13 protein-coding genes are annotated in these 17,492 nt (G+C 33.0%); all 13 read right to left on the reverse strand.

The window, feature by feature from the left end; translation table 11 throughout:
* Nucleotides 1-195: 195 nt before the first annotated feature.
* A complete protein-coding gene (locus tag JCM15092_RS10730; protein ID WP_034541919.1) occupies nt 196-396 on the reverse strand; it encodes a helix-turn-helix transcriptional regulator in 201 nt (66 codons plus the stop codon).
* 4 nt (nt 397-400) lie between these two features.
* On the reverse strand, nt 401-1,780 hold the full coding sequence (locus JCM15092_RS10735) for a hypothetical protein (protein WP_024994667.1): 1,380 nt from the start codon (nt 1,778-1,780) through the stop codon (nt 401-403).
* Nucleotides 1,777-2,508: a hypothetical protein gene (locus JCM15092_RS10740; protein WP_148296648.1), complete on the reverse strand. Its 732-nt coding sequence runs from the start codon at nt 2,506-2,508 to the stop codon at nt 1,777-1,779. Before JCM15092_RS10740 ends, JCM15092_RS10735 begins: the two co-directional genes overlap by 4 nt.
* 7 nt (nt 2,509-2,515) lie before the next feature.
* The gene (locus JCM15092_RS10745; RefSeq protein ID WP_148296649.1) at nt 2,516-3,388 is read right to left on the reverse strand and encodes a hypothetical protein; all 873 of its coding nucleotides are present in this window, start codon (nt 3,386-3,388) and stop codon (nt 2,516-2,518) included.
* A gap of 15 nt (nt 3,389-3,403) precedes the next feature.
* The gene (locus JCM15092_RS10750; protein WP_024994670.1) at nt 3,404-5,281 is read right to left on the reverse strand and encodes a hypothetical protein; all 1,878 of its coding nucleotides are present in this window, start codon (nt 5,279-5,281) and stop codon (nt 3,404-3,406) included.
* A 2-nt stretch (nt 5,282-5,283) separates the two neighbouring features.
* The gene (locus JCM15092_RS17235) at nt 5,284-5,442 is read right to left on the reverse strand and encodes a hypothetical protein (protein ID WP_159101391.1); all 159 of its coding nucleotides are present in this window, start codon (nt 5,440-5,442) and stop codon (nt 5,284-5,286) included.
* 11 nt (nt 5,443-5,453) lie between these two features.
* Entirely contained in the window at nt 5,454-6,896 is a 1,443-nt protein-coding gene (locus JCM15092_RS10760) for an outer membrane protein assembly factor BamD (RefSeq protein ID WP_024994671.1), read from the reverse strand.
* An 11-nt stretch (nt 6,897-6,907) separates the two neighbouring features.
* Nucleotides 6,908-7,021, reverse strand: coding sequence for a DUF805 domain-containing protein (locus tag JCM15092_RS18080; protein WP_369384656.1), 114 nt, complete (start codon nt 7,019-7,021; stop codon nt 6,908-6,910).
* A 601-nt stretch (nt 7,022-7,622) separates the two neighbouring features.
* Complete coding sequence (locus JCM15092_RS10770) at nt 7,623-8,684, reverse strand: hypothetical protein (RefSeq protein WP_024994672.1); 1,062 nt, start codon at nt 8,682-8,684, stop codon at nt 7,623-7,625.
* 10 nt (nt 8,685-8,694) lie between these two features.
* Nucleotides 8,695-10,788 (reverse strand): S8 family serine peptidase, encoded by a 2,094-nt coding sequence (locus JCM15092_RS15830; protein WP_235782333.1) that lies wholly within the window; start codon nt 10,786-10,788, stop codon nt 8,695-8,697.
* Nucleotides 10,789-10,862: 74 nt separating this feature from the next.
* The gene (locus tag JCM15092_RS17605; protein ID WP_235782334.1) at nt 10,863-11,396 is read right to left on the reverse strand and encodes a hypothetical protein; all 534 of its coding nucleotides are present in this window, start codon (nt 11,394-11,396) and stop codon (nt 10,863-10,865) included.
* A 2-nt stretch (nt 11,397-11,398) separates the two neighbouring features.
* Nucleotides 11,399-14,266 (reverse strand): virulence factor SrfC family protein, encoded by a 2,868-nt coding sequence (locus JCM15092_RS10780; RefSeq protein WP_235782335.1) that lies wholly within the window; start codon nt 14,264-14,266, stop codon nt 11,399-11,401.
* Nucleotides 14,226-17,303, reverse strand: a complete 3,078-nt coding sequence (locus JCM15092_RS10785) for a virulence factor SrfB (protein ID WP_024994674.1) — start codon at nt 17,301-17,303, stop codon at nt 14,226-14,228. The genes JCM15092_RS10780 and JCM15092_RS10785 overlap by 41 nt, the downstream gene beginning before the upstream one ends.
* Nucleotides 17,304-17,492 lie beyond the last annotated feature (189 nt).

Here is a 17,492-nt window from a genome sequence, read left to right on the forward strand (position 1 = left end):
TCCTGAAATAGGCTAATACATATATAATATATTATATACAACTATATATCAATTAAATAGAAGGCTATTATAAATGTTTTAGTAACAGAATAGTAACATTTTGAGAATGGTCGCAAAAAAAAGAGAACCCATTTGGATTCTCTTTAGTTTTCATGCAAAAAGGAGTATTTACCCTTGTTGCTATCACAATTTGTTTTAATCTGTTGTGGAATGAAGTAAATCCTTCACATCAACTTCTAAAACAGCTGCAATTTTTATTAGTGTTTCTAATCCTGGTTGAGCTGAATTGGTACACCATTTAGAAACAGTAGCTTGATCTTTACCTAATTGATCGGCAAGCCATTTATTGGTCTTTTTCTTTTCAGCCAATACAATCTTTAATCGGTTTATATCCATATTATTAAAAATAATATACACATGAAGTTCCTAAAAACTTGTCATCTAACTTATATTTATTATTTAGGTCTTGTTTATAATAGAGAGTTAACCAATCCCAGTGTCTCCAAGCCATTCCAAAACCACCACCAACAGAATACTCATTTTCTAAGTATTCTTCACGAATAACATTATATTCTCCTAAACCACAAATATACAATTTTGATTGCTTATTTTTTGCATCTAAATTGCAAATATTAACTTTTAGTTTTGCATAAGCAGGCATATGAAATTTGGCTTTTTCTTCACTATCATAATAGTCATCATCGTCTGCTGTCTTATAGCAAATAACTCCAGGTTTTAATCCAACTTCCAATTGAATAGGTGATTTGTAGTTTCCCAATTTGACGCTTGCACCCACATTGTAATAATATACTTCTAAATATTTATCTTCAGACAGACAATTCCATCCAAAATCCATTAATTCAAGACCAAATAGAATAATGCCACCATTAGCTTTAATTCGTGCTTTCCTTTGCCTGCTCTGATAAGAAGAGTATTCTCTTTTACTTTTTTCAATATATGATTTAACAAAATTTTTAGTAGATTCATCCTTGGCAAATTTTAAAGCATCATTATATGAATATGCTCCAGAATACATGTTCAATGATTTGGCTTTGCTTATTGCAAGCCAATTTGAAACTTCATCGAACTTTTTACTATTTGGATATTTGCTTAAAAAAACCTGTAAATCAACTTCTTTTGAATACGAACTAAGTTTTGAATAATCATAAGCTTCTACACATTTGTCAAACATGAATATACTACTTGAAACCAACTCATTCTTACCACCAGCTGCTATAAATTCATTATATGCCAGTAAATATTCATTACCATTATATAGATTTATAGCCTTTAATTCATGTATTCTCTTTTTGGCTTGTGGCATACATGAAGAAGTTGGATATTCTTGTAAGAAGTTCTGAATACCTTCAATGTTTCCGTTTGTTTTTAAAGAGTTCCATTTTTCAATAGAATTTAGTTCTGCAATGGCCGAGTTAGCATTTGACTTAAAACTTTGATATTTTGAATTATTCAAGTAATAAGTATATGACTCCTTTGTGTTTCTAGCTTTTGCTGAGTTCCACATATCGAAATCTGTAATTCTTTCGCATATATCTTTAATATATATTCCTTTCGGGTACATTTTTACATATTCTTGAAATGCTTCCAATGTACCTTTTTTACATGCATTATCATAATGTTGTTTCTCAATCTTCTGCATCTCGATTAGTTCTTGCTTACGTTGCTTTGCATAGTCGGTAAGCTTTTGTGCATTTAAGACTGAATGTAAGGAAAACAATAACAATAGTGCAACTGTTCTTAATAGTATTCCGGTTTTCATAAATCCTCCATTGTTTTAAGACAATTATTTAATTCAATATCTATAGCAGAAAATTCAGTCAATATCGCTTCTTTTTTAAATGCGTTCAAATTATTAACAATCTGTATTATGAATTTACCAAGATATGTATATTTGTAATCTGAATATTTAATATAACTCTTATAAACCTCTTTTTCTTTAAAAATCAATAACAGAGATTTTCCATCTTTAGTAAAAGGTTTCTTCACTTCAGATTGCACATCAACTAGAAATTTAGACAATTCTTTGATATCGTTTTGGTAATTACATAGCAGATTATATTTAATAATGCGTTTATCTTTAAGAGCTTTGCTATGTATATTGTCAAAGGCTGGGATCGCTATTTTTTCAACGCTATATGCCTCATAGGGTATATATAAGAAATTTGATGCCATATTAATTAAGCACGTATCCGTTTTATTAACGTGATTAAGCAAGTCTTGATTAGTGCTTTTTATTTGCATTAATTGTAAATCAAGATTCGAAGCTTTTTCTCTTATTTGTTTTAGTTCGATTATAAGATTGTTTATTGAATCTTTCATCGCTTGTAAATCCCTAACAGCCAAGTCTTTTTCGTTATTTAATTTTGATAACGCATCAATTGTTATAGAAACATGTTCGGTGTCATTATTGACAGAATCTTTTTCCTGTGCGTTTATGTTCGTAGTTAACATTATCACACATGATAGAATTATTACTCTTAGTTTCATATTACGCTCAATTATTAGTTTCGGTATTACCATAATACGACATTGCTTGATCATAAAAACCTCTTGCTCTTTGCCACAATGCATTTACATCACGCTTACTTCCATATAACGATTGTGCTTTATTGTCATATTCTGTCGTAACAGCATCTACATGTGGAATCAAAGTATTCTCATAATAGGTTTTAGAGAAATATCTATACTGAGATAATTTATCGACTTGTGTAGAAACATAATTGTAATGCGATGTTGCAATTTCAGATTTCACGTTTCGTAAAGAACTCATCAAGTCTGTGCAATTTCTTAAGTATCCATTGTTTGAGAAACTATTTGCTTGTGATATTACAGATTGAGCATTAGCAACTCCAGAGAACACTGTGCTTCTGCTAATTCTTCTAGCTTGTCTATAGTCCGAAATAACACGAGTAATTAGATTGAGGGAGTCAGTTTCTTGTTTCGTTAATGCCATAGACTTGTCAGAATGAAGCAATGATTTAAGTACAGATACACGACTTAAAATGTTATTGTGTTCATTATCATTCCAAACAGATTTTTTAAATTCGGAAAAGCATCTGTTCATAAAAAGAGAACAATAAGCATTCATGCAATTATCTAAATATTTATCTGATCTATCAGACTGTATTTTGTTTTCTAAATTAAATACATTAATCCTGTCTATGGCTGTAAAGAATATTGAATCTTCCATAACTTCGTTTTTAACAGAAACTAAAGCTTTTCGACTTGTTGCAATATCCTCAGCGTATTGATCCACTTGCTTTATCGTCATTGGCGGCTCCACTTTTGTTTTAGCATACACCATGACTCCTCCTATAGCTAATGATATAGCTAAAAGAAGAAAGAATATTTTAATTGTTACTTTCATAGCTTATTAGTATTATTATTCTTGTCCACGTCTATTTTTGTTAGTAGAGTTGGTTGTTGAGTTCGCAGGTGTCTCAGTGGTTTTAGTACCTTTGCCTGTAATATTGCTTTTGGTTTTAACTAAAGATTTTTTAGATTCTGAAGGAGCCTCTTTTTTCTCGCTATGATTTTCTGAAATCCACTTGATGTAATTATCAATAGAGATTACAACATCGTCCGAAGCATTGTATTTGCCGCCAACCTTACCGACGGGTTTTAGACCACGAATTGATGCGTTATCATAAGCATCAATCACTTTATCAAGCTTTTCCGATCCTAAATTCAAATTTCTTAATTTTTCGATGTCAAAGCTATTAAGTGCTTCAAAAACTCCTTGCGTTTTAGAGTAGCGATTCAAAGAATCTTTTTGCCAGCTATTATTATTATCAAGATAAGCAATTGCAAGAGAATCTACATTGTATTCAACGGGGGCACCAGTTTCATCAGACTGCGGCGATTCACCCCCAGTTTCTGCTACCTCGTTGTTGATAGTTATATGTTTTTTAAAAGGAGGCCATCCTATTTGAAACTCATAATCATCAATAGCGTTCCATCCAGCAACAAGAATAATAGTTAATATACAAATAATGAAACAGTAAAGAAAACATCTAAGCTTTAGTTTAAAATTGCTTTGATAAAGCTCATTATTGTGAGATTCCGATATACTATCAGAGCTAAAACCACGCAAAGGTGAATCCTTTAATTTGTGATGAGTTTCGACAATAAGACGCACATCCTCATATGAATCCATATTTATGCTATCTCTATTAAATCCGAATTCATAATGATGAATATTTTTTTTAAGAGTAATAGTATAACAATTCTTGATTTTTCCGTTCTCAATACAAGAATAATTCTCCTTTTTGAATGTAGAATATCCCTCTTTTGACACATAAAGCCTAGTGCCTTCTAATAGAGAATCATATGCAATAGCCAAACTATCTATTAGCTGTTTACCATCAATAGAAATGTTTGTTTTATCCACTCTTTTCCCAGTTTCATCGGAAATCATAAACCACTGTCTTTGCACAATGATTTTATAGTCTTTGCGGAAAATAGCTATATCTAAATCGCTGATATTTGTATTTGCTACGATATCCCTTTTTATGTCTTCAAAACCAGCTTTTTTCCAAACAATTGCAAATTTAAAACCAGTTGTAACTGAAATACCTTTATTAAAAATAGCATTGCCAATGTATGCTTCAAAGCCATCTATAGATTTTGGCGCATTTATTGAGCATTCAGGCTTTACTTTAATTTTTAATTCCTGAATTCCATTTATTGAGATATCTGAATTCTTATTAACCAAGAAAATACCTTTGAAATTCTTATATTCAGGTTGAGCTATATACTCTCCCAAAAGTTCTTTTAGTTCATATTGTGTATTGTTTCCGTAATACATTATACCTAAAGCCCCATTTGAATTTGAAGATATAAAGTCAGATGCGCAATATAGATAATCGTTTGATTTATACTCTTTTTCAAAAGTTTTACTGAGCAATATATCATCGACTCCAGAACGACCAGATATTGCTTTCTCGACATTATCAATAATTTCAATAGTTTCCTGATCTGAAATAGAAATTTTTGATGGAAAATGTACCCAAGCAGCAACATTATCAAACGCTCTTCCACTTCCTTCTGGGCGTGACTTTATTATTCCAATTAGATAACCCGCAGGACCAAGAAACTTTATTAGGTTGACAGTTTTTTCCGTTTCGTCAAATCCTATTAATTCCTTGATTGAAGATCTCGCATCAGCAGCAAATTTCTCCCACTGACCATTTTTATTGAAAGACAATGGGTACTCTGATTCACCATTGTTTGTAATTTTAATTACTAAACCTAATTTCATAATTATCCTCTAAATATTTTTTCAAACATTCCTCTTTTTCCACCTCTAAAACTGGCAGAACGTTTTAGTATAAGTTCAACAACATTCTCTGCTGGACGAGAATTAAAGCGACAATAATTTTGGAAACATACTTCTCCTAGTGAAAAAGCTAGTTTCTCCACAACTCCTTTATTTATTTCATTATCCTTACAGATTTGGCCAGACCATTATAGAAACCCAAATAATTTTTATTTATATAATTGGAAAATATTTCTTTTGATTGCTCTTTTACCTTGTCTGCTTTTGTAATCATAATATAAATTGCATCTGTGTCTTTTTTAAAGATACCCGTGTTTTTAATATATGAAAGCGCACCATCAAGATAAACCCTCTGAGGTAATCCTTCATACAGTCTATCTTCAGCCCCATATTCAATTACAAAAATGTGCATCTTGCGGTTTATGGATCTATTGTCAATTAGAACATTTGTTAATGTATCTAACATAATCTCGTCTGTGTCAGACATAGAATCTCCGGCATTTGCCTTATACATACAACGCATCAATTCACCAGCCATATCTATACACGTAATTGGATGTATTTTATCTTCTTTATCTACCAAATCAAATCCCATTTCATAAAAAGAATCAACAGAAGTTCCTTCCATCAGAGTTCCAATTTGTCCATTTTTAAAGAGATTAATCAATTTAGTCATATACCCGTAGCCTTGAGAGCCAGTATCAGGATCCATGGATTTAGCTACACGCCCACAAGCTGCAACGCTTAAAATAGCTCCTAAGGCACAGCTCTTGCCTGAAGATGGGATGCCCCAAAAATATATCTCGGTTGATTGCTTGTGAATTTTATCAAGTTTCTCTGGCATATTAAATGATTGAGCACAATCTCCATTAAACATTTTTCTAATGAACAACTTATCTATACCAATACCTATTAAATCTGCATGAGTAATGACTCCTTTATTAATCAATGTTTTTACGACACTAGCATTTAGTAAATTATGATCATCTCGAATAGTGTTTAGAAAGTCTTCTTTTGTAATTTTTTTTTCTTTCAAAAATCTTTCAATTGTATCAAGAATATTATTATCTTTTTGAGCTGGTGTCAGTGATATGTCTGTTTGAAATTGACGGATTTGACTAACTAAAGTTTCTGCGTCAACTCCCATTATTTCATTCAATAAAATATTATTGATTAAAATATTAGCATCATTAATATGATTGCTATCTGGATACTTTTTTACGAAATTCCTTAATTCGTCAATATCATTTTTATCTACGCATGTCCAAGCATCGTCCGTTGTGGATTTTAAGTAATTACTCTCGTTTTCCTCTTTAATATTACTAATCAAGTCTCTAGCTTCATTTCTATGCTTACCATTAGGGTAAGTATTTAAATATTGCTTAGCAGCATCAATAGTTCTCAAAGCATATGCCTCATTCCATGCATTATCATCACCATTCTTTAGAAAATCTTCGACTTCTTTTCTTTTTGAAGCATCAAAGAATCCATCTGTTTCATTAATCAATTCATCTAGGGATATAACTCCGTCTTGAATATATTTAACGAGTTGCTGAGCAGAATATTCTGCGACATTATCTAGTATGCGTTCTTTCATAAGTAGTGTAGTTATTTAGGACTATTACCATATTCGTTTGTATTTGCGTCTCCTTCTGCAAATAGCATCAAAAAACCGTAAAATGGAATAATTTGGTACCACCCAGAATTCCCCCGATCATGCATCGCTTTGCTCCTTGTGCCCAAACAAACCACAAATAAGGAATGAGTAAAACAAAGTATAGTACGATTAATCCTGTTGGGTCTGAATAAGAATTATTAGCAGAGTCTATAATTGCATTTAATCCTAGGCTAATAAAAAAACAGATAATCATTGAGATACCATATTCAGTTCTACGAATTCTCCCTTTAAATGAAAATGGAGCACTAAACATTGCCGATTTTGAATTATCCGTCGCCTTGGTTTCCTCCTTAGCAGAATCACTTTGGATAGAACTTGATGAAGTATTTAAATCTGGCACCTCTAATGATGGTATTTCTAAAATAGGAGTTACTTCAATAGGCTGAGATGGAGTATTAACCACCTCATTATCTGAATCGACACTTTGTTCCGTAGAACTTATATCGGGATTTTGTGATGATTCCATTCGCTCTAAAGCCAAATTAACTTTCTTTTTTAGAAGTGGTGTATAGGCACCACCAGTCTCATGAAGTAACTCGTAAGACGTCACAATATCAGATTTAATAGCTTCTGCAATTTGTTCTGGGCTGTAATCCTTAAAATTTTTGATTAAGTCTTTCTTGTTCATATATTATTTCTTTTATTTTAAAATGTTCCTCCATAGATATCATCAGAATTGGTATAAATTGTTTCTTCGCTTTCTGGTGTTTCTTTTTCATCATTAAAACTTTTATTCTTAATATTCTTCCTTTTATTATTGGGTAAAAGGTAATATAGTCCATTAGCCCTAGTACTTCTTCTCTGTAAAAAGTAGGGGAACAGAAGCATTAGGAATAGTAACATAGATGTTAATAAGGAAGTAACCTTTATACCTGTTGAATTCTGATATATTTGGGTTAAAGATTTAAGCCCATTGTTGGCGTTCGTAATAGCATCGTTGTCAGACGCAAAGGAGTTAACTGTTTGCCCGTATGTGGTTTCGCCTGTTAAAACAGGTGATGAATAATCAACTAATGTTTTATTCCAAGTTTTAATAGCGTCAGATATTTTATCAACGTTTCCAACTAAGAATGCATTCCAAACAGATGCTCCCTGATTCGCATTATTTATCCATTGGTTTGCAAGCAATTTAAGACTATCGGTGTTTTGTGATTGCAATTGTAAGTGCATAGTCATAATAAGATTGTTTTTTCTAATTTCATCACTATTTCCATTAAAACCGCAATCATAATATGTTTTAGTGTCAATATCTTTTCTTTGAATGATTTTATTAAGCGTAATCTTGTATCTTTCAATACGTTCACTTGAATAATTATCATAGTCAATAAACATCTGTTTGGACTTTTCTATTGAAGTAGTAAATTTTGTCTCTATTTGTTTCCTTTCTCTAAAGACATTCCAAAAATGATTATAGGATAACATTGCCACCAAAAAGAATAAGGGACATAAACAAATTAGTATTCTTTCGATTATAATATTTCTTTCAAATTTACTATCGGTTCCTTTTGCTATTTGAGCCCCAATAAAAGTTGACAACAGAATCAAATCTATGAATAACACTTTAATTGCAGCAGCTTTAAAATCACCTCCATTTTGATAAAAGTTACCCATATAGCAAACGTAGCTAATAAATATAATAGCAAGAAATGCAATTATATGTCCCCATGAGAATTTAAGAGTCTCATTCCATGAATATTTATTGTTCATATTACTTTTTTTATTTATTTGGTAAAAGTCTTTCTAAATCACTTATTTTTTTCTTGTATTCAGCTATTTTTCGACGGATAGCTTCGTAATCAGTTTCATTTTTTTGAGTAGGCGGAGTATTAACAGATTCATCAGTTGAAGGTGACGAAGATTCTCCAGATGCTTTATCACCATCTCCATTTGGTACAGGGCGAATAGGACGTTCTTTTGGAGTAGAAAAGTCACCTCGTTTTACACCTATTAATGCATTATCAACTAAAACCATTGGTGGAATAAAGCCATATACGTCTGAACCTGTCTTGTATAAAACATTTCTTGCTTGTGTAACTGTAATATCCTTTTTGAGAGACTTCATTAATGCAATAGTACCAGTTACTATAGGCGCTGCCATACTTGTTCCATCAAAAGACTTAAATGTACTATTAGGATATGAACTCAATATATCTTTGCCTGGGGCGGATATATCCGAGCATGGACCATAATTTGTGAAGTCTGTAGGATATAATCGTTTATCTACTGCTGCAACAACTATAGCAGATGAGTTTCTGTTTTCTGGCGGTATGCTTGATAGGATGTCATCATTTCCGGCCGCAAATACAAGAATAGTATTTTTCTTAGCTGCTAACGAACATACCCTCGACCATAGTTTTTCTACATTTTTAAACTGTTGCCTTGCAATTTGGTCTTGATCTTCTACGGGTAGCTGATTCAAACCAGTAAATGAAGGGCCTATAGAGATGTTAACGACATCGACATCATGATGAATCGCATACATTACGCCAGCAACTAAAGCAGACAACGGACATTGCTTGTTATCAAATACTTGAACAGGCATTAATTTACAATTCGGTGCGACACCTGATGCGCCTTTATTATAAAATTCTGAATTACCAGCAGCTAAGCCTGCCGTATGTGTTCCATGACCATCTCCTAAACTAAGTCTATTATCTTGTGTGAATACGTTATAAGCTTCAACAATTCGCCCACTGAACATTGGATGCGAAGATTGTATGCCATCATCTACTACAGCAATCTTAACATCCGCTGAGCCTTTTGTTATTTGCCATGCTTTTTGTAAATGGATAGCATTAAGATGCCAACCAGGATTATCTGATTCTGTTCTCAAATTACCATGCAATTCATATATCTCTTCATCGAAAACAATGAAATCATGATTTGGTATCTTGCTGTTTATTGTTTTTCGTATTTGTTCTCTTTCATATTCTGGAATCTGAATAACAAGCAACTTTACTTCTTTGTCATAGCCAATAACAGAATAATTGTCTGTAGGATATGCCTTTTTAAAATCTTGAGCTAATGCGTCAATATTATCATTTTCATCTTCAAGAAAAAGGAACAATCTATTTGCTATTGTATTTGGAACACCAGGTTGTCTAATAATTGGTATTTCACTACCACCCTCACCTAAAGTAGGAGCTACTACATTGCCATTTTCAGGCAATCTGCCATTGCCGTTTGTTATAGGGTGAATAAAGCCATTATCATCAACATGTCTGCCATCCGTTGTAGAAATTGTATCAATTGGTACAACCCCATTTACAGGATGGTTGAACCAAGAACATCCTCCACAACCTCTTAGAAACCATGATAAAAGCCACAATAAAAGTATGGTAATGAGTAACCATAGAAGCCATTTAAGGCATCCTTTTCCTGTGAATAAGCCTGTAAACCACAACCACCAACGTCTATACCAAGGAATGTTTTCTTCGTATAGAGCAGTGAATAATTTATTTGATGTTATTTGAGTTCCTAACGGATTAGTATTCCAACCTTTAAACTTATACCCTTTGTTGGGTGAAACGGACGGTATTTCTCCTAAATTTAAAGTAGAATTTGCCAATTTCTTTAAAGTAGAATTACCGACAATAACGCCATGTTTCCCGGAGTCAAAGCTACAGGTAAAATATTCATCTGGCTCTTCTATAGGTGGAATGACAGGTGGAATTTCAGAAGGAATTATTGGCTGTTCTGGTTGAACATCAATTTCTTCCTTAATGTATTTTGCGACAAAAGTAGTATCTGCATTTACTATGAAGTCAGAGAAAGAAGGTGACCAAGCATCAAATCTGTACCCGTCAGACACAACAATTTTTGGGAAATCGTTCAGCGTCAAACTTGTTCCTTCTGCTTTATTAATGCTTTTGTCTAGTTTAGATACTAATGAGCCATGGTCTCCTGGATCGAAGTAATTTTATACCTCTTTATTTCTTCATATTCATGAATGATCGATCCAACAACCTTGTGCTGCTTTGTGTCTGGAGTCATTCCCCAAGCAACCAAATAAACTTTATTGTCGCAACAATAAACTCTAGATTCATCAATATACTTGATAGAAGCAGCCAATATCTGAAGATCTTCACCATTGAGTTTCACAACAGAAGATCTATATATCCGGATTGTATCTTCAAGAATCGCTTTATATTTGTTCTGTTCTACTCCAGTAAGTTCTGTTATTCTAATTGGATGCTCAATCCATTTGTCAATATGCCAGCAAATTTGGTCTTCATCCTCCAAGTATTCTGGCGTAGACAAGAAATGTTGATAATCAGTGGGGATAGAACGTTTGACCACACTAAAAACACTATCATAACGTTTATATATCGGGTCATGACCTATACCTTGTATATCAGTGAAGTCGGAAACTTCTGTATAACAAAGCTTTTGTTTTCCAAAAAATGTATGTCCTGCCATATTTATTTGTATAAGAGTTCACAAGTATCAACTAGTTCCTTAATTTTTGCATTTGCTATGGGGTCAACCTGAGATATATCACTTGCGTATAATAGACCAATAGTAACTAGATTTTCCCATCTTTGGAAATTATCCCAAAGCGGTAACTTTAGTAAGGTGCTATTATCAATAGCATCAATATTAGCTGCATCATCAAACGCTTTAAGAGCCTGCAGAAGAGGCTGAGGTTTTCTATCAGTGTACCAAGCAGACGAAGATAAATCAACTTTAATATTACATTTATTAGCCTTTGCTTTAATGCTTTCAACTTCATCATTATTGATGTAATTTCGGCCCACAGAACTTATAAAATTATTCAGGGTCAATGCGGCATAATCAGCAACGGCATTTGGCTGTTCGTTCAAACTGAACACTTTGCAATATCTATCAATTCGTTCTGAAATAATTCTCTTTATATTTAATTTTTTCAATAGCGCGGCCAACATAAAAATGACATCTTCAGAATGAGGTAGCATTGGCTCCAAAACTTTCACTTGGTTATTTATGAAAGAATTCCAATAATCAATAATATGCTTGGTTAAAACATCTGCAACAGTCGTCAAAGTTTCAGTTTCGCTTGAAACGACTTCTGAAATTGTACAACCACGTTCTTTTAATGCTTCTTCTAACCTTGGCTCATCACATCCAAAAAAGTCGCATAATTTCTGAATATTAGTTGCTTTATTATCAGTAGAATCAATACCTACTTGTTTACGTATAAAGTTAATAATTGAAAAATCCTTTGGTGTGTCAGAATGACAAATAATTATATCATAAGCAATATCTCGTAGGTCTCCTACAGGAATCATAAGATTGTCAATTATTCTTCCAAACACTTCAGGTCTTTCTCCGACACTAAGCATTAATGACATCCTAATGTCACTAGCAATACGCTTAACTTTCTGATTTTTTGCATCCTTATCTTCTGGTTCAAAATAGACAGAAAGAGTGTTATACATATCTTCTTTGATATTTTGTAACTGCGCTAAATATTTCTTTTTTCTAGCTTCATCTAGTACGCTTGCAATGCAATCTAAATTCCTTATTATGGCCTTTGAGCCATCATTATTTAATGTTGCTACGTCGTCCCATGTATGTTCAGGATTTGCAAAGTGCTTCCTCACAAAATCATTTTGTAAGAAACTTTTTCTTAGGTTTTTGAAATAATCTGGATAGTCTGAATAATTATGAATAGATTTTTCTTCAGATTTTATAGTTCCATCACTGTAGCCATCAAATAAATTATTTTTACCAGACCAGTAGAAGTCACGCAATGGATAAATATTTTGGAATGATGCTGATGTGAATATACCACCAGGTTTAACCCAATCATCCAACCAACGATTAGGTTTTATAATCTCAGGGAATACCGTGTTAAAGCGGTTCCAGTGAGAATCGAGTTTATCAATAGTGGATGGAGAATCCGTTTTTGTTTTCTCTAAATCAATATTAAATTTTGTTGCTACAAAAAACAATGGAGCTATACCGTTTGTATTGCTTAGCATCTCAGCACGGTCTTGTGATGTATTACCAATATTATCTTCAATCCAACTATTGATAGTTTCACCAATCGTAGCTTCAGCCTTCTGATCGTTGTGGTGACAAAAAAGGACACTACTTATTCGTAATGAACGAGAATATTTATTAAAAAGGTAAGCTACTTTTCCGCGACGAAGAATTTTAGGCAGTACAGTTTTGATATCCTGCTCTTTATATTTTTCACGAGAACGAGCACCAGGAAAGTCCAATAAATCCAATTTGTGTAGAAATTTTCTTTCATTTGCTACTGATGTAGGTAATTCAAATGTTAATTCAGCAATCAAGGCTGAAAGATTTCCCTTGTGAAAATCATGAGCTAATATATTACCGTTACTATCTAAAATATCTGTATATATTTCATCATTTCCTGTTTCTATTTGTACGCCGCAAACGGTATCAAGCCATTCTATTTTGAGAAGAGTGCCTTTGTCTCTTAAAACAGTATCAAAGGGAATATAAACCTCAGTTTGAAAGTTGATTTTTTTGTATTCATTTATCAATACACAAAACAATTTACTGAGTTCAGTATTTTTATTCCAAAGAAGACTAAAAATATCCACCCATTTGTCGTAGGAAACAAATTGAATAATAGGTGAGACTATTTTACAGAAATTTGACTGATTAATACTTGAAGCAGCGTTACCGATTACATCATGAAGATAATCACTGATGTCTTTAATGTCATCTTCTTCAATTTCATTTTGTTGAACAATGTGTGAAGCCCAATGATTACTGATACTCTCTAACGATTTGTTTATGTCATCATATTTCAACACATTATCTTGATTAATTTTTATATCGTTGTAATACGAATCAGCTAAAAGAAGAATTATATCAACAACTGATAGGTTTCTGACTTTTACAAAATCTTTCATGGCATTACTGTCAGAAGCGATTGTAAAACGGGTAATTACACCAGTAGATTCTACCTTAGAATTATTACCTCCACTGGGATTGAGGTCATCTATAAAACTATATGATTTCCCTGCATTGGTAATGACAAAAGGTGAATCGGGTGAAGACAACAAACTACTCATCAAGTAAGATTTACCCACTTGACTCTCTCCATAAGCAGCTGCCGAGCAGTTTTCGCCAAGAGCAGAACGAATTCGTCTTATTTTTCGACGATATTCCTTAAATACATCATAAGGAAAAGACTCCTTACCATATTCTTTAGCCCATGCTATTGATTGATCAATCAATTTTATATGTTTGTTAATATCTTGTATCATATTACTCTTCTCCAATAATTTAGAAATCAAAAGCGCCAGAATCAAGCCAATACTGTTCATCAACGCCAAGACTTTGAATGTGAATCTCTAGGTTGCTATCAAGAATATCTTCTCCATTACGATCAACAATAGATACAATTTCAAGATTTTCTTTGTCCTCTGCATCTCTTTCTATTGTAATTTTGAAAGGCATTTTCTTCTTGAGTGTATTTAGAGCTTCATTTACTAATCCTAGAACTTTAGCATCAGTTGGACATTCTTCATTACTTAAAATAGCCTTTTTTCTTATTTTGTCAGCAATCTTATATCTGTTATAATCAATTGAATATAAGGCTCTGCAAGGATAAGAATCCATACCGACCTGCCGAACATTAAGAATTTCAGGAATATTGCTTACTGTTAAGTCACCTCTATTTTTATCTGGAGTGATAAAGTATTCAATCGGTTGTCCTTCTCTTGATGCTTCTATGAAGTTTACGGTTGATTTTAGATTCTTTTTCAATGAATCTAAGTTTATTATAAACTTATTCAAATTTGATAACTCAGAGGCATAGTGACCTATAACTCCACCCATAGCTACAATTGTTTTGACGTTTTTTATGTAGCCAGTATTTTCTCCGAATGGATACCAATCACCAACGTAATAATCGTTTAGTACAATCAGTCTGTTTGGAGATACAGAATAATATTTTAAGAAAATGTCTCGAATAGCAGGCAATGATGCAGGTCTACCTGAAAGCAAAACTACGTCACATGCATATGAATACATGATAGTAGCTACTTTCTTTAAAAGTGGCTCAAACTCTTTCTGTACTATGGTTGAAACAGACTGTTTATCAAACTTCCATGCTAGCTGTCTAACATCAATATTTAATTTCTCCTTAAATCCCTCTATAACAGATTCATTAGGTGGACATTCAGAGAACACATCAGAATATTTTACTAAACAATCTTTACTATTTCTCTTAAGTAATTCAAGGAAATGACACATTAGTGGAACAGAATATTGTATATTAAAATCTTTCCTGAGAACTCTGTCCGCAATTGTTTGTCCATTGTAATCCTCCCCAAAAAAGTTCTTCATTTTTTGGCGATATTCTTTTGTGGAATTCAGCCTTAGTTCATTCCTGAAGGCACTATTTTCATCAAGAATCAATATGTTTTTTATTAGAGCATAAAGCATGTCATCTCCTGCGAAGTAGAAGCTATCATAAAATTTTGGATCAGGAGTAATTGTTGTGACGTCGCCTTTAATATATGAATATTTGCTTATCATTAAATCCGTAGTTCCTGCTCCAATATCTAGTGAGCCAACCGTAATTGTAGGTTGATTGTCTTTATCCTCTATTTTACCATAAAGATTAAAGAACTCACTGCAACACCCTTTATATTTATGACCAACTTCTCCATACATATAGACTAACTGAGAGCATGTAGCTTCATCATAGTACCAAATACCATCATCATCTTTTTTTGACTGAATGGCAGGAATAACATCTACGGATTTTCCTGGCTTAAGATTTTCAGAAGGGTCTGAATAGTCAAAATTATCCAAAAGAATTACAGCATCTTTTGCACAATGGACAAGAGCTTCACGTTCAACTTTTGACATTGCTGTAGGACAAGTTACAATAATTCTACGAACCTTTCTTGGTATGGAAGGTTTTCCAAATCCTGTTCGATTAGAACGATGCGTTTCTCCATTTATCTGAGTCTTTGCCTGTACAAGCATCTCTAAAAAAGAAAATGTCATAAGAGAACGGCGTGAATAATGAAATGAACTGCCGCTATTCCCAGTTATATCAAGAGAACCATCACTTTTTAACTGGTTTGTTATACCTCTAAGATTTAGTATATGATCATCAGTCTCTTTTTTCAATACCAAATATTTCCATTCTTCTTTATTTGGTCGCCAATCCCATAAGTACCGTTTGGGGCTAGAATATGTCGAAAGTGATTCTGCGTCATCAACATTATTAGTAGCAAGATGAATCAAGCTATTGGCTTCTTGCCCTAGACGTATTAAACTAGGGTATACAAATTGTTTGCTATCTTTTATTCCAAAATCGCCAAAATTCACCTTTCGGAATGCAAGACGCATATCAAAAGGTTCATCATATTTATTTATATCGATTGTACCATTAATTTCTTTTATAAAATTAGTGTAGTCAATAAGTTCTAGTTGACGAACTTGATTGAAGTTCGTATTGTCTTCGATAAGCAAAGCCGTTGTCCTAGAGTTGCCGATATCAATAACCATGTCAACATCTTTAATCTCAACATCTGTATCTTTGAAGAGTTTGATTTTAGGGAAGATTTCCTTACTTGCAAGGTAATTTATTAAAAATGTGTATGATGCAACATATGACATACGTCTTATATTTGCGCCTCTGATTTGAGATACTCTTTGGATTCCTGGATGCACAATATGAAGAAGATAATCATCTATATAGCTCCAATTATTTCCTGGAGAGCAATAATCCATTAAATAGAACTCGTTGCTACAAAGCTCAAAGTCCATATCTTCTCTGAACTTGTCTGGGAAAATAGGACATTCATTGTATTCGTCATTTTCATATTTAGCCTTTGTGTCAAAAGCAAGAATGATATTATACAGCTTTGTTCCTTTTTCCTCCCCTAGAGGAATCATCTTAAAACGAGCCCAATTAAGAGGCCCAAATTTGAAGCGTTTAGGAGTACGCTTAAAGAAGTAAGGGATAGGAAGCCAGACATTTTCGAAACAAGATAATTTATTATCTCTATCAGAAAAGGTCATATTGAATATGTCACCTTTAATTCCTGTACAATTCACTTCGTCAACACGAAGTGGAAGAATGTCATCGTTTTTTAAGTCGTTGACATCAATTTCAATAGAAGGGTCATTTAAATAACCACCCTTGTGTAATTTCAATTTATTGTAATAAACACATTCATCCTCTGTCCTTAATTCATAGACAGGGTCTAAGCGCCACTCTCCATTGTCAGTGTCATACCATTCATGGTACCACATCTTAAACTTTTCCTGAGTATTAATACTCAATTTGAAAGTCATTATCTGTATGCCAGAATTTGCTATAAGAGTATGTTCTGTCGGCATATAGTCGTTAAATTTAAGGTGGTCTATAGCAACTCAGATTTGACCAGTTATCTTTGAGGCGTTGGAGAAGCTTTTGGATTGAACATTTTCCAATGACAACGTCGTTTTTTCTCTTTAACTATTCTAACTAGTTTTGTTGATAATCTCTTCGGAAGAGTTGGTCTGTTTTAAGAAACAGCTTGATTTTCT

This window comes from Phocaeicola paurosaccharolyticus JCM 15092 (assembly GCF_000613805.1).
Classification (GTDB): Bacteria; Bacteroidota; Bacteroidia; order Bacteroidales; family Bacteroidaceae; genus Phocaeicola; species Phocaeicola paurosaccharolyticus.

Bases quoted from the DNA above. Each gene is read 5' to 3' on its own strand.
- JCM15092_RS10730 (WP_034541919.1), bottom strand. From the start codon at position 396: ATGGATATAAACCGATTAAAGATTGTATTGGCTGAAAAGAAAAAGACC.
- JCM15092_RS10735 (WP_024994667.1), bottom strand. From the start codon at position 1,780: ATGAAAACCGGAATACTATTAAGAACAGTTGCACTATTGTTATTGTTT.
- JCM15092_RS10740 (WP_148296648.1), bottom strand. From the start codon at position 2,508: ATGAAACTAAGAGTAATAATTCTATCATGTGTGATAATGTTAACTACG.
- JCM15092_RS10745 (WP_148296649.1), bottom strand. From the start codon at position 3,388: ATGAAAGTAACAATTAAAATATTCTTTCTTCTTTTAGCTATATCATTA.
- JCM15092_RS10750 (WP_024994670.1), bottom strand. From the start codon at position 5,281: ATGAAATTAGGTTTAGTAATTAAAATTACAAACAATGGTGAATCAGAG.
- JCM15092_RS10760 (WP_024994671.1), bottom strand. From the start codon at position 6,896: ATGAAAGAACGCATACTAGATAATGTCGCAGAATATTCTGCTCAGCAA.
- JCM15092_RS18080 (WP_369384656.1), bottom strand. From the start codon at position 7,021: ATGCATGATCGGGGGAATTCTGGGTGGTACCAAATTATTCCATTTTAC.
- JCM15092_RS10770 (WP_024994672.1), bottom strand. From the start codon at position 8,684: ATGAACAATAAATATTCATGGAATGAGACTCTTAAATTCTCATGGGGA.
- JCM15092_RS17605 (WP_235782334.1), bottom strand. From the start codon at position 11,396: ATGGCAGGACATACATTTTTTGGAAAACAAAAGCTTTGTTATACAGAA.
- JCM15092_RS10780 (WP_235782335.1), bottom strand. From the start codon at position 14,266: ATGAACAGTATTGGCTTGATTCTGGCGCTTTTGATTTCTAAATTATTG.
- JCM15092_RS10785 (WP_024994674.1), bottom strand. From the start codon at position 17,303: ATGCCGACAGAACATACTCTTATAGCAAATTCTGGCATACAGATAATG.